Annotated in this window: 11 protein-coding genes; 5 read left to right on the top strand and 6 right to left on the bottom strand. The window is 72.8% G+C overall.

From position 1 onward, the window contains the following. Window positions 1–115 precede the first annotated feature (115 nt). From AB0G01_RS21820 to AB0G01_RS21800, 5 genes are all read right to left on the bottom strand, one after another. Window positions 116–403, bottom strand: coding sequence for a hypothetical protein (locus AB0G01_RS21820; protein ID WP_360948238.1), 288 nt, complete (start codon window positions 401–403; stop codon window positions 116–118). Between the two features lie 129 nt (window positions 404–532). Continuing rightward, window positions 533–2,626 carry a tetratricopeptide repeat protein gene (locus tag AB0G01_RS21815; protein WP_360948236.1) on the bottom strand — a complete coding sequence of 698 codons (2,094 nt, stop codon included), beginning with the start codon at window positions 2,624–2,626 and terminating at the stop codon, window positions 533–535. A 141-nt stretch (window positions 2,627–2,767) separates the two neighbouring features. Beyond that, window positions 2,768–3,208: a hypothetical protein gene (locus tag AB0G01_RS21810; protein ID WP_360948234.1), complete on the bottom strand. Its 441-nt coding sequence runs from the start codon at window positions 3,206–3,208 to the stop codon at window positions 2,768–2,770. A 126-nt stretch (window positions 3,209–3,334) separates the two neighbouring features. Further along, entirely contained in the window at window positions 3,335–4,150 is an 816-nt protein-coding gene (locus AB0G01_RS21805) for a hypothetical protein (protein WP_360948232.1), read from the bottom strand. Next, entirely contained in the window at window positions 4,147–5,220 is a 1,074-nt protein-coding gene (locus AB0G01_RS21800) for a hypothetical protein (RefSeq protein ID WP_360948230.1), read from the bottom strand. The genes AB0G01_RS21805 and AB0G01_RS21800 overlap by 4 nt, the downstream gene beginning before the upstream one ends. A gap of 347 nt (window positions 5,221–5,567) precedes the next feature. Here AB0G01_RS21800 and AB0G01_RS21795 point away from each other — a divergent pair, with 347 nt between their 5' ends. Beyond that, window positions 5,568–6,224 carry a hypothetical protein gene (locus AB0G01_RS21795; RefSeq protein ID WP_360948229.1) on the top strand — a complete coding sequence of 219 codons (657 nt, stop codon included), beginning with the start codon at window positions 5,568–5,570 and terminating at the stop codon, window positions 6,222–6,224. A 248-nt stretch (window positions 6,225–6,472) separates the two neighbouring features. Beyond that, window positions 6,473–9,445 (top strand): FAD-dependent oxidoreductase, encoded by a 2,973-nt coding sequence (locus AB0G01_RS21790; RefSeq protein ID WP_360948227.1) that lies wholly within the window; start codon window positions 6,473–6,475, stop codon window positions 9,443–9,445. Between the two features lie 33 nt (window positions 9,446–9,478). On the opposite strand, the gene AB0G01_RS21785 is transcribed toward AB0G01_RS21790, so the two are convergent. After that, window positions 9,479–10,627, bottom strand: a complete 1,149-nt coding sequence (locus AB0G01_RS21785; protein WP_360948225.1) for a histidine decarboxylase — start codon at window positions 10,625–10,627, stop codon at window positions 9,479–9,481. Window positions 10,628–10,951: 324 nt separating this feature from the next. On the opposite strand from AB0G01_RS21785, the gene AB0G01_RS21780 reads away from it, so the two are divergent. From AB0G01_RS21780 to AB0G01_RS21770, 3 genes are all read left to right on the top strand, one after another. Beyond that, entirely contained in the window at window positions 10,952–11,800 is an 849-nt protein-coding gene (locus AB0G01_RS21780) for a hypothetical protein (RefSeq protein WP_360948223.1), read from the top strand. A gap of 262 nt (window positions 11,801–12,062) precedes the next feature. Further along, window positions 12,063–12,626, top strand: coding sequence for a sigma-70 family RNA polymerase sigma factor (locus tag AB0G01_RS21775; RefSeq protein ID WP_360948221.1), 564 nt, complete (start codon window positions 12,063–12,065; stop codon window positions 12,624–12,626). 2 nt (window positions 12,627–12,628) lie between these two features. Beyond that, a complete protein-coding gene (locus AB0G01_RS21770; protein ID WP_360948219.1) occupies window positions 12,629–13,264 on the top strand; it encodes a hypothetical protein in 636 nt (211 codons plus the stop codon). The last annotated feature ends 11 nt before the right edge of the window (window positions 13,265–13,275 follow it).

Genomic DNA, 13,275 nt, shown 5'->3' with positions numbered 1-13,275 from the left:
AGGTGTGCGGGTGGCCGGCGGTGGGCGGGCACGTGTCGGTGTACCGGAAGGGGCGAGCTCGGCGACCGGGAACTCCGCCGTGGTCGGAGGTGGTTCCCGCCCGCCGAGCGCCCGGTCAGTACCAGACGTAGAGCAGGTAGGTGCCGGTCGACTTCTTCGGGCACCGGAACGCCTGCCAGCGCCCCGCGCCCATTCCCCGGTCGCCCGTGGTGAGACAGGCGTCGGCGGTCCGGTACTCGTTGAAGTAGTGCCAGGTCCCCGCCGCCACCACCGGTGCGTCCCCGGTGGTGGCGGTCGTAGTGCCGGCGCTCGCCGTGCCCGCGCTCGCCGTGCCCGCGCCGAACGCCAGGCCGATCACCGCCGTCGTCGCCACCAGCCCGGCTGCGACTCGCTTGCCCGTCATGCGGTACTCCGATCCGTCGTGGTTTCCGGAACCACCCTCACATCGGCGCGTGGAACGATTGTGGTGCGGATCTCGAACGCGCTGGTCTGCGTGCGGAAGGCCTTGTCGCCCGGCGGTCGCACATCCAGGTCAGCCCGACCGGGTGATCGCGTCCACGAGCTCGGCGACGGCGGCCCGGTGGTTGTTCTCCAGTGCCGCGACCGCTGCGTCGACCAAGCCGGCCACCGGGTCCGTGTCGTCCAGCAGCGAGCGCAACCGTCGGCACGCCTTCACCGTGTAGTACAGGTTCCCGACCTCGTGGTGCAGCTTGACCGCCTGTTTGAGGTGCACCCTGGCCGCGTCCTCGCGCCCTGCCGAGGATTCCACCGTCGCCATCGCGTCCGCGACGTGGGCCAGCCCGTAGAGGTTCCCGGTCCGGAGGTAGATCTCCTCGGCGCGCCGGTGGTACCGCGAGGCTTCCCGGAGCTCGCCCATGGCCTGACTGGCTTGACCGAGAAGGTTGACGGTGCTCGCCGTTGCCGCGTCGTCGTCGAGGTCCTCGTACAACGCGAGCGCCTTCGACGCGGTCTCGAACGCCTCGCGAAACGCCCCGGCGCGCAACTGGACCGCCGCGAGCCCGTTGAAGGCGTTGGCCCGCCCGGCCGTGTCACCGCGCTGGTCGAGGTGGTCGAGCGCGGCGAGGTACAGCTCGACGGATCGCGGGTAGTCGCCGTTCTCGCAGTGGGCGCGGGCGAGCTGTTGCAGCATCCGGACTTCGACCAACGGGTCGCGGAGGTGGCGGACGGCGGCCAGGGCCGCGGTGTGGGTGGTGATCCAGTCCTGCCACCGCGCCGTGAGGTAGGCGAAGTTCGACGTGGTCCACGCCAACTGCCAGGTGTAGTGGTGGAGTTCCCGGTCCACGGCGACCGCGAGCGCGGCCAGCACGTTGTCGTACTCCGAGCCGAACCACGCGAGGCCGTCGGCGCGGTTGGCGAGCACCGGCAGGAGATCCGGGTGCAGGCACGGTTCCAGCGGCACGGCCCGTCGATGGCTGTTGATCAGCCGGTCCGCGCGGCCGGCCGCGTGCAACTGGTGGTTGAGCAGTGCGGTGAGCACCGAGGCCCGCCGCTCCGCGGAGTCGTGCTGCCTCGCTGCTTCCAGACCGTAGGCGTGCGTCAGCGCGTGGAAGGCGTAGTGCCCGGCCGACGTGCGTTCCACGAAGTGGCACCGGACCAGCTCGTGGATGGTTTCCCGGGCGTGGAAGAGGTCGCCACCGATCATCACCGCCGCAGCCGCCGCGTCGAACCGGGTACCGGGGTGCAGCGCGAGCGACCGGAACCCCTCGGCCACCGACGGCGTCAGGTTGTCGTAGGACAGGGTGAAGATCGTCCGCATGTCGGCCACGTCCGGCAGCCGCAGCGTGTTCAGCAGCGTTTCTCTTCTGTTCTCCAAGGCTTTGACGATGGGGTTGAGCGAGTTGGCGGGGTCGTCGACGGCACGGGCGGCGACGATGTTCAGCGCCAGCGGGTGGCCTCCGCACGCCGCCACGATCCGCGACACCGCCGGGAATTCCTGGGTCACCCGGTGGGTTCCCAGGCGCTGGGCCAGCAGGTGGACGGCCTCGTCAGGGGCCAGCGGACCGACGGGGACGCGTTCAGCCCCGTGGTGCAGGTCCAGACCGTCGAGGCGGTGCCGCGAGGCCACGATCGTGAAGCAGGTGCGCGAGTTGGGCAGCAGAGGCCGGACCTGTGCGCTGTCGCGCACGTTGTCCAGGATCAGCAGCAGCCGGCGCTGGTCGAGCATGCTGCGCAACAGCGCCGACTGCGCGTCCGGCTCGTGCGGGACGCATTCCAGCGGCACGTGCAGTGCGCCGAGGATCAACCGCGCCGCCGCGTCCGCCCCCACGGCGGCGCGGGCCGCGTCGAAACCGCGCAGATCGACGTACACCTGACCGTCGGGGAACAACTCCCGCTCGACGCTTCCCCATCGGACCGCCAGGGTGGTCTTCCCGATCCCCGGTGGCCCGTCGAGTACGCAGAGGCGGCTCCCGGACGGTGCCCTGACCAGCGCGTTCAGCCGTTGGAGCTCGGCGTGGCGTCCCGAGAACCGGCGCGTGTCGGGTGGCAGGTTGTGGGGCGTGGGCGAGGGCGTCGAACCGGCGTGGACGTGGATGCCCCCATTGACGATCCCGGCTTGGACCAGGGCCTCGACCGCCTGGGCGTGCGCGGTGTTCTTCCTCGTCACGGGTCCGCCTCTCCGCAAGGTCGAGTCCGCAGCGGATGCGCGTGAACGCAATGAAACCAGAGATTTCGCCCGAACGCCGCCAACGGGACCGGGCCCGGCGACACCGGATGGATGAGGGCGGGGAGGCGCACGCGCCCCGGGTCAGCGGCGGCCGGTGGTCAGGATGACGAGGAACTGGCCGCCGCCCGCCTCGACGTCGGCGGTCACCGGCAGGCCCGGCACCAGGCGGGAGAACCGGTCCACCAGCCATTCCGCCGTCTCCTGGGCGTCCTGCCTGGTCGGGCAGCGGGCCACCATCTCGCGGCCCCCCTTGCGCTCCAGCCTCCCGGCGACGGTGATCAACGGCGCGGGCTCGGCGACGTGCAGGCGGTCCGGCCAGGCGATGACCACCTTGACCGCGCCCTTGCGGGTGTTGCACCCCCGGTGCGCGAGCCGCTCGGCGACCTTGGCCTTGCGGTCGGCGGTCCGGCTGTCGACGCTGGGCCCGCGCGGGTCGTTCACCGACATGTCGGGGTCGACCGGTTCGTCGCACACCCAGCACCGCCAGCCGTCACGCCGGGCCACGTCATCGAGGAGGCTCACCCGAGCAAACTAGCCTGCCGGCCACCGGCCCCGCGCACCGCACCCGCAGCGGCCACCACCCGCACAGCCCCGGCCACGACCTCGTCGTGCCGCGATGTCGAGGCACCGCACTGGCGGCAGGTGCGGTCAGGTGCACGTGGGCTTCGCGTCGGGAGCCGGGTCGCGGACCGGCTCGCAGTAGGTGTGGGTGCGGTCGGGGCTCATCGTCCACGTGGCGGTCGCCGGCCAGTAGCCCATCCCGCCGCCGTCCTCGGTGGCGAACAGCGGCTCGCCCACCGGGATCTTCCGGAACTCGTTCTGCTCCACGACGTCGACCTCGACGCGGTAGGCGAACGGCCCGGGTGACCCCGACAGGTCGATCACGACCTCCAGTTCCGCCGGTGACCTGGGCCGCACCTCGTGCCTGCCGGGCAGGGACGCCTGCTTGTACACCGGGTCGAAGGGCGAGGGTTCTCCGTTGACCTTGAACCGCACCGCGTCGGGGCCGGGTGCCGCCGGGGCGGAATCGGGGCGCGGCAGGCACATCAGCCGCACGATCGGCGCTTTCCCGGAGTACGGCGTGGGATCGGGCGCGACGCGAACGTGCACCGCCTCCAGCGTCGTCCGGTAGTTCGCCTCGACCTCGATCGTGTGCGGGGCATCGCCTGCGGGCAACGCGCCCTCGCGCAACGCCCAGTCCCGCAACGCGCCGCAGTCGGTCACGTCATCGGGCGGCTCGGCGTGGGCGAGGTCCTCCGACGCCATCAGCACCCACGCCGCGTCGTCGTCGAGCGCGCCGGGCACGACGCGGGCGTCGAGGCGCGGTTCCTGGGCGGGCACCGTGCTCTGCGACGTGGGCGGCACCGGCCCGGGTTCCGCCTCCCACCGCACCGCGCGGCTCACCGAGAAGCCCACGGCGAAGCAGACGACCACGATGAGCGTCCTCCGCAGCGCGGTCCTCACCGGAACATCCCGCCTTCGCCGCGCTCGACCCACGTGCCGCCGTTGATCTCGTAGCTGAAGCGCTGCCGGTAGTGGGCGGCGAACGCCGTGGTCATGAAGGGCCCGTCCGCGTCCCTCACCTCGAAGACCTGCTTCTCCCCGCCGATCTCCGCGTCGATCTTCAGGTACCACTCGCACAACGATGTCGTGGCGCGCCCGACGACGTTGAACGGTTGGGTCTGGCCGGGTTCCAGCTCCACGTTCTCGCCGTAGGTCCACGGCTCGCCGAGCGTGCCGTCCTCCTTGGCGGCCCGCGCTCGCGGCTCGTCCTCCTCCAGGTCGAAGGTCAGGTCGATCACCGGTACGCCGCCCTGCGCACCCGCCCACACCAGCGCGCCGGACAGCGGTGCCGTCCGCTTCACCTCGGCCCTGACGTCGGTGATCAGCACCGGTTTCGGCCAGTGGTTGACGACCGTCATCCTCGTCCTGGTGAAGTTGTAGGGCTTGCCGAACGAGTTGGACGCGATGTGGACCGGCCGCGCGGCACCGGCCAGCGGCCCCAGCTCGGGTCCGCCCTCAACCGCCAGCAGGTCCCGCACCTGGAGGTCCGACAGCGGCTCGGCGAACGCCCAGCCGAACGCGTCGTCGACCCGGATCTGGGGCTCCACCTTCGCCACGAGCAGCCCCTTGGACCGGGCCTTGGCCTCCTCGGCCCGCTTGACGTTCTCCTGCGCTCGCGGTTCGCCGAACGGCGCGGAGATCGCACCGGCGACACTGCCGGCTACCACCAGCCCGGCCCCGAGCAGCAGGTCACGTCGCGGGAGCAGCCGTCGACGCCACATCGCGCGGTTCACCAACTCCTCGACCCGCGCGGCGAAGCCCTCGTCCTGGCGCAGTTTCCCCGCCAGGGCGGCGGTGAGGTCGGGGGACACCTGGCCGCCGGCCGCGAACCCCGCCCAGGACGCGGCGGTGTCCGGGTCGTTCACGAGCCGCGATTCCACGATGTCGTGCAAGTGGTCCCGGCTCGACTTGAGCGCGTTCTTCGCGGTGAGCACCTCGAAGGCCGATTCCGCTAACGAGTCTGGTCCCATGACTCCCCAACGCCGCTGGGCCGGTGCCGTGGACGATAGCAAACCGCACGAACGTGACAGGAGCCCGAACAACGCTTCTCCGGATATCCGCTGAATTGCGGATCGTGGTCGGCGGGGCCGGTGGCGGCGACCGGTGCCGCGAAGTCCGCGTCGCCCTGCACCTCCCGGACGGTCGAAGTGCCGGACCGCGTGCCGGACCGGGCCGCCCTCGCGGCGGTGATCCGCGAACCCGTTGGCGTTCAACTGTTTCAACACCACGCTCCCCCCGAAGCCTGTCGCTCCCGCTCCCGGAGGCGTTGACTCGGGAGGGGAACCTTCGGGGCGAAAGCGATCAGGAGAAGGTGAGCATGGACGCCGGCACGATCGTGAACCGGTACGAGATCCCGGTTCGCAAGCACGTGGAGCACAACGAGTTCATCGCGGCGGCGCGGGCGGGCCGGCTGGACACCGGTCAGATCCACCGCCTGCTGCTGCTGGAGTTCCAGACCCAGGAGGTGGAATTCAGCGCCTACCCGCTGCTCGTGGTCCGCTTCCGGCACGAGGTGCCCGACGGGTTGTTCCTGTTCGTCGCCGACACGGTGCGCAAGGCCAGGACGTTCCTGGTCAAGGAGGTGGCACCCGCCCTCGGGTTGGACGTGGACGAGATGCGCCGGGCCCCGCTGCCACCCGCGCCGAGGCGGACCGCGGAACTGGTGTCCTGGCTGGGGTTGCAGGCCGGGGCGGGCGAGGCCGCGATGACCGCCCGGGTCGACTTCGTGCTGTGGACCGCGGCGTGCGCCACCCTGGTGGACGTCCTCGACGGGCCCGACGGCGGCGCTGTCCCCGCCGAGTTCGTCGCCTACCTCCGCCAGTACGCGGAGCCGCCCCCGGAGGTGGTGGACGGCGCGGTGGAGGTCATCGACTACGCCTTGGCCACCGGCGAGGACCCGGAGCGGATTCCCCGCAGCGCGCCGCACATGGACGCCGTGATCGGCGACCTGTGGCACTTCGCCGCCGCCGGCTGAACCGGGGGACCACCCGACGGGGGAGCGCGGGGTCGCCGGCGTGACGTTCCCGGCGGCCCTGGCCGCGCGCCGGACGACGACCGGCGGATCGGCCGCGCTCCCACCGACCCGGCCGGGACCACGCGCACCCGGCCGGGGACCACGCGCACCCGGTCGCGCCGCGCGCCGAGCCGTGGTCCGCCGCCACCGCCGAGCGCCACCACCCAGCCGGTACCCGCCTGGCCGGCCCCGTTCCGAGGAGGACCCCGGTGACCCCTGCCGCAGACCTGCAAGTCGACTTCCCCTTCGACTACGCCGCCCACGTGGCGGGCGGGCGGCGCATCGGCCGGTTGCCCGCCGCTGCCCTGGGCACCCGCGTCGCCGTGATCGGCACCGGGGGCAGCGGGCTCACGGCGGCGTACGAACTGCTGCGCATCGGGTGCGTCCCGATCCTGTACGAGGCCGAGCGCGACCCCGCCGGCCCCGGTGGGCGGCGGCTGGGCGGGCGCATGCACTCCCTGCGGCTGGCCCCGGAGGACAGCGCGGTCGTGGAGCTGGGCTGCATGCGCGTGCCCGACTCGGCGCGGCTGCTGCTCCAGTACACCGGGGAGTTCGGGCTGACCTGGCAGCCGTTCCGCGACGAGTACCAGGAGGACGTCACCCCGCGCACCGTCCTCGACGTGGACGGCGTCAGCCACGTCGTCCGGGGCATCACCGACCTCTACCCCCGCGACGAGCTGTTCCGGCAGGCGCACACCGGGTGGTTGGCGGCGCTGGAGCGCGTCGGCCTGGAGGACCTCCAGCGCGCCGTGGCCGACCGGGACCTGACCGCGGTGCGGCGGCGGTGGGCCGACCTGCTCGACCGCTACGAGGACTGGAGCTTCCACCGCTTCCTGCTCGACCCCGGCGGAGCCGCCCTGACCCGGGACCAGGCCCGCCTGCTGGGCACCTCGGGGGTCGGCACGGCGGCCTGGGACTGCTTCTTCGAGCTGGGGTTCCTGGAAGTCCTGCGGCTGCTGCTGTCCACCGAGGGCGCGGACGTGCTGCACCTCACCGAGGGCATCAGCGCGCTGGCCCAGGCGTTCTGGACCCGCCGCACCAGCACGCCCGACGGCCGCTTCACCAGCCTGTCGGCGGTCAACGACGGCGCTCCGCGACCGGCGGTCACCGCCCTGGAGGTCGGCGCGGACGCCACCGAGGGCGTCGTCGTGCACGACGAGGACGGCCGCGCGGACCGGTTCCCCGCCGCGATCTTCACCCCGCAGTTGCACGTGCTGGAGACCTCGGTGCGGGTCACCCCGCTGCGCCCGGACGGCCCCGCCCCCTTCGGCCCGAGGCTGCTGCGGGCCATCCGCAGGCTCAGCTACTGGCAGTCCGCCAAGACCGCGCTGGTGACCCGGACGCCGTTCTGGGAGGGCACGAGCCTGGACGGCACGACCCTGACCGACCGGCTGCCGCGCGCCGCCTACACGCTGGACTACGGCGAGCCGCGCGAACCGGGGGGCCGGCGCGCGGTCCTGGTGCTCAGCTTCACCTGGGCCGAGGACGCGATGAAGGTCGGCACCTCTACGCTGGAGGAGCGGGTGGCCGCGTTCGTGCGCGAGCTGGGCGAGATCCACCCCGACGTGGCCGAGGAGCTGCGCCGGCAGGCCGCCACCGGCGGCACCTGCACCATCTCCTGGGAACGCGAGCGCAACTTCCGGGGCCTGTGCCGGTTCTCCAGGCCGGGTGAGTACCCCTACCAGTGGGACCTGTTCTCGCACTTCGTGAAGGACTTCGCCGGCCCGTCCGCCGTGCCGGGGGAGGCACCCAACCCGCTGTTCCTGGCCGGCGACGACACGGCGTGGTCCACCGGCTGGCTCAACGGGGCCATGTGCTCGGGGCTCAACGCCGCCTGGGGCGTGCTGCGGTGCCTGGGCGGCACCACCTCGGCGGACAACCCCGGTCCCGGCGACGTGTGGCAGCGGGAGGAGGGCCGTCCGCTGCCGCCCCCGGGCGACGAGGCCCGCACCCGGCCCACCACGACCGCGCCGCGCGGCGACGGACCCGACGAGGTGGTCGTCACCGCCGACCACCTGTGGGACGGCGAGCGGATGTGCGGCGGTGCCGACGCGCGCGTGCTGGTGCGCGGAGGTCTGATCGCGGCGGTCGGCTCCGAGGTGCCACCGGGCGCGCGGACGGTGGACCTGCCGGGCCACACCCTGCTACCGGGGCTGATCGACTGCCACATGCACGTGCTGGACGAGGGGCTGAACACCTCCTCGATCGGCGAGCAGACCCTCCAGGCGCTCCCGGCGATGCGCGCGCTGCTGCACGGCGGGTTCACCACCGTGCGCGACCTCGGCAGCGGCGACGACCCGATCACCGTCGACCTGCGCCAGGCGGTCCAGGAGGGGATCGTGGTCGGGCCGCGCATGATCACCGCCCCGAACATCATCTCGGCGCGCGGCGCGCACGGCGACAAGGAGCCGCAGCTCACCACGCGGTTCGGCGTCGAGGTCGGCACCGTGGCCGACGGCATCGCCGAGGTGATCAGCCAGGTGCGCCGGCAGGCCCGCGCGAAGGCCGACTGGATCAAGTTCGCCATCAGCGGCGGCTTCTCCTCGCCGGTGGACAGCCCGGCCACGGTGACCTACACCCAGGAGGAAGCGGACGCCCTCGTCGCCACGGCAGCCGACCTCGGGCTGCGGTGCGCCGCGCACGCCTTCAACGACGAATCGGTGCGCCGCGCGGTCCGCGCGGGCGTCCGCTCGGTGGAGCACGCCAACATGGCGGGCCCCGACACCTTCGCGCTGCTCGCCGAGCACGGCACCTACCTGGTGCCGACGCTCCAGGTGGTGTTCGACCACCTCGACCGGCTCGACGACGACGAGTTCTGGGCGCAGAAGCCGGGCTTCCTGCGCACCAAGTTCCGGGACCTCGCCGAACCGCTGCGCACCTCGGCCACGCACCTCGCCGACAGCGACGTGCTGCTGGCCTTCGGCACCGACGCCGGGATGATCCCCTACGACGAGACGTGGCGGGAGTTCACCGCCCTGGCGCGGGTGGGGATCGGTGCGGAGCGGGCGCTGAAGTCCGCCACGTCCGTGGCGGCGGACCTGCTGGAGCGCCCCGACCTGGGGCGCGTGCGGCGCGGTGCCGTCGCCGACCTGGTGGCCGTGCCCGGCAACCCGCTCCACGACATCGAGGTCATGGGCCGGGTCGACTTCGTGATGCAGGACGGCGTCGTCCGGCTCGGGTGAGCGCCGAGGCCCCGGCGCTCACCAGGACCGGCCTCAGCCGGCCTTCCGCAGCTCGTCGCACAGCCGGTCGACGTGCTGCTCCGTGACGTGCGGCATGACCACCAGGGCCGCGTGCCGCTCGTTGCACGCCAGGTGCCAGCGGCGGCAGACCTCCTCGGCCGGCGCGTCGAACAGCACGATCGTCCCGCCCCTGGCCCGGCTCGGGTTCCGGCCGATCGAGGCCAGTTCGCGCTGGGCGTGCGCGGCGGTGCGGTGGCAGCGGCGGACCAGCTCGGCCACCCCCTCCCTGCCGAGGCCGTGCAGCCGGTGCCAGAGCAGTAGCGGCGACACCGCGTCCCGCGAGCCGGTGACGGTGTCGTCGTCGGCACCGACCGCGACGCCCGCCGACCGGATGCCGGCGACGTCGGCTTCCGGGGCGAGCACCACGCCGCAGGGCATCGGGGCCCCGATCACCTTGTGCCCGCTCAGGGCGACGCTGTCCGCGCCCGAGGCGAGGTTCCAGGGGATCGCCTCGTCGCCGAACTCCGCCAGCAGGCCGCCGAACGCCGCGTCGCAGTGCACCCGGCTCCGCTCGACCCCCGCTGCCGCCAGCGCGCGGCGGATGCCGGGCAGGTCGTCGACCGCGCCCCGCCCGGTCGTGCCGATCGTGGCCGTCACCACGGCCGCCCGGCCGGGATGACGGACCAGTTCCCGCAGCAGGGCGGTGGTGTCCATGGTGCCGTCGTCGGCGGTGGCCACCTCGACGTAGGGCATGCGGAGCAGCCCGCCGATCTTCGGCAGCGAGTAGTGCGCCTCGGCCGAGGCGTACAGCACGGCGTCGGGGTGGCGCTCGCGCGCCACCCACACCGCGAACAGGTTGCTCTCGGTGCCGCCGGTGGTCACGTACCCGGACACGTGCGCGGGGTCGCCGCCCGCCACCCCGGTGAAGAAGTCGAGCACCGCCACCTCGAACGGCCTGGTGTCGATCCGGTAGTGGCTGTCCGTGCGCGGACTGCCGACGTTGTTGCCGTGCACCGCGAGGAACTCCGCCAGCGGCCGGTAGTCGAAGTCGAGGTTGAACGGGAAACCGAGCATCCGATCGCGTTCCTCGCGCATCCGCCGCGCCAGTTCGCGCAGCGGCGCGAGGTCCGGTGGCGTGCCGTGCTCGCCGATGCGAAGCCGTTCCGGGTCGAGGAATCCCATGGCGCTGTCGCCTCCGTGGGTAGTGGCGGACGAGCGAAGACCACCACCGCCGACACGGCCTCGGCCGCGTCGGTCGCGGAACGCCGCCGCGGCATCGCAGACGCCGTGCACGAAGGGCGGCGGACCGCGTAACGAGGTGAAGTGTGGCACGGGTCCGGGGTCGGGCCGAGGGCCGTTCAACACCTTCAACGTCCCGGCCCCCGCCGTGCTCCCCGGCCCGCCCGGCCACCCCGGGACCGCGCGCCCGACGACGCTCAGGCACCCTTGTACCCGGGCCTGTTCGTCGCCGCGGGGGGCCGCACACCACTACCGAGGAAACGACACGTGACACTGCCCTACGGGCCCGACGACGATTCGGCCGCCTACCACTTCATCAACGCCACGCTGCGCGCCCGTGAGGCCGAGACGTGGAAGCTGCTGGCCTCCGACGCCCACGTCGAGCAGACCGATCGGGTGATGCGGGCGATGCTCGACCGGATCGCGGTGGCGCGCAAGCACCACACCGCCGAGCGGGCCACCGCGCGGGCGCGGGCGCTCTCCGGGGAGATCACCCAGGAGGAGTACCAGCGCGACACGGCCGAGGACGCCACCCGCGCCACGAAGACGGCCCACTTCGAGACGCTGCTCCGGGAGCAGTACCGGGTGATCGGACAGGCGGCGCGCCGCCTGCGCGGCGACGACGTCCGTGACGAACTGACGGATCTGGTGCTCGCACTGGGGTCCGCGATCGACGCGCACCGGACGGCCGTCCTGGACGCCGGGCACGAGCCCACCGACGCCGACCGGGCGTTGTGGGAGAAGCTGGTCGCGCTGGACGCGCCCGACGGCGAGGGGCGCGCGTCGGTGGAGGAGTTGGTCCAGCGCCACGCGGAGCGGCAGGACGACTTCGGGCGCGTGCTGGCCGGGATCATCCTGGACGTCGCGGGCGACATGACGTCGATCCCGCGCGCCGCGCTGCTGGCCGAGTGGAAGAAGACCGTCACGCCGACGCTGACGGCCGAGCAGAAGACCGAGTTCGCGGTCAAGGGCAAGGGTTCGCTGGCCACCGAGAAGCTGCGCAAGACGCTGGGCCACCTGGAGCGGAAGGGTCTGGTCAAGCGCTCCGAGGCGGCGGACGGCCAGCGGCTCGAACTGCTCGACCGGCGGGGTCTGGAGGACCTGGCCGACAGCTAGCCGTTCTGCTCGGAGAGGTGGGGGACGCGGCCGGCGGGGGACACCCCGTCGGCCGCAGGTCTGGCGTGAGGTGGTCGCGGCGGCCCCGCCGGATGCGCGCCGCGCCGGGAGGACACGTCGACGACCCGCAGCGGCTGTTGCAGCCGCTTGCCCGTGCCCGGATCGACCTGTCACGTCGGTGATCCGGCACAAAATCATCCAGTGCGTGCAACCCGCGACCGCCGGCGGCTGTATGAGGTGGTGATAGCGGGGAGGCTTGCTGGTGGATCGTCACGACTTCACGCGTGTGGTGCGTGAACGAGCGGTGCCGTGGCGGCGTGTCACGTTCCTGATCTGCGGGGACTGGGGCCGCGCCGAGGATCTGATGCAGGTGGTGCTGATCCGGCTGTACCGGCAGTGGCACCGCATCGACGAAAACGGGCTGGAGGCGTACGTCCGCCGGATCATCTCGCGGCTGGCGGTGGACGAGGCGCAACGCGCCGCGCGGCGTGGAGAGGTGCTGGGCGAGGTGCCCGACCTGGCCGGTACCGGTGTCGCGGTGGACGAGGCGGTCAGCGGGGTGCTGGACGTGCGCGCGGCATTGCGGAAAGTGCCGCCGCGTCAGCGGGCGGTGCTGGTGTTGCGCTTCTACGACGAGCTGACCGTGGCCGAGACCGCCACGGCGCTGCGGATCAGCCAGGGCACGGTCAAATCGCAGAGCGCCCGGGGGTTGCAGGCCCTGCAGACCGCCTTGGGCCTGCCGGTGGAGCCGGACTGGGCACCGCCGGCACGACCCAGGCCGACCGGGCACACCGAACGGCGACACACCGAGCGACTGCGGGGGTAGCGGTGAACGGACACGATGACGGACCGGGTAAGGCGTTCGAGCGGGCTCTGGCCGGGGAACCGCCCCTGGGTTTGGACTTCGAAGCCATCGAGCAGGCCGGAGCACGGTCGCTGCGCCGCCGCCGCGCCGCCGTACCGGCCCTGACCGCAGCCGCTGCGGTCGTGGTGGTCGGTGGCGTCGTGGCACTCACCGGCACCGGCAATGGAGATGCCGACCGGACGGCCCAGGTCGCCGGTTCCGGCCAGACCGCCTCCACGGTGTCCACACCGGCGCGGATCAGCACGGCGGTGCCCATCACCCGCACCGCCGCCTACTGCTACCGCACCGCCGACATCACCACCGACGAACCCGACCAGCACGTGATGATCGGTCTGGCCGGCAACGACCCCAACGGTCGAGGCGACGTCGCCGCACGGCTGCTGAACATCTGCGGCATGGCCTGGCGCGACAACCTCTACGGCTGGCAGGGCCCGATCCGCGACGGCGAGACCTACCTCGTGCCGCAGTTGGTGGCCTGCGTGCTCGACGAGACCGCCGCAGCGGCCACCGAGGTCTTCGAGGGTGCTGCGGCGGTGTTCCCCGGCACCGAACAGACCTGCGCGGACATGGGGCTGCCGGTGGCTGAGCTGGGCGGGTGATCCCGCCCCGC

The sequence above is a fragment of the Actinosynnema sp. NPDC023587 genome (assembly GCF_040640215.1).
Lineage (GTDB): Bacteria > Actinomycetota > Actinomycetes > Mycobacteriales > Pseudonocardiaceae > Actinosynnema.
This window is presented reverse-complemented; position numbering and strand designations above follow the sequence as displayed.

What these genes read in the sequence shown, in the direction of transcription:
- AB0G01_RS21820 (WP_360948238.1), bottom strand. Translation starts at nt 403, where the DNA reads ATGACGGGCAAGCGAGTCGCAGCCGGGCTGGTGGCGACGACGGCGGTG.
- AB0G01_RS21800 (WP_360948230.1), bottom strand. Translation starts at nt 5,220, where the DNA reads ATGGGACCAGACTCGTTAGCGGAATCGGCCTTCGAGGTGCTCACCGCG.
- AB0G01_RS21795 (WP_360948229.1), top strand. Translation starts at nt 5,568, where the DNA reads ATGGACGCCGGCACGATCGTGAACCGGTACGAGATCCCGGTTCGCAAG.
- AB0G01_RS21785 (WP_360948225.1), bottom strand. Translation starts at nt 10,627, where the DNA reads ATGGGATTCCTCGACCCGGAACGGCTTCGCATCGGCGAGCACGGCACG.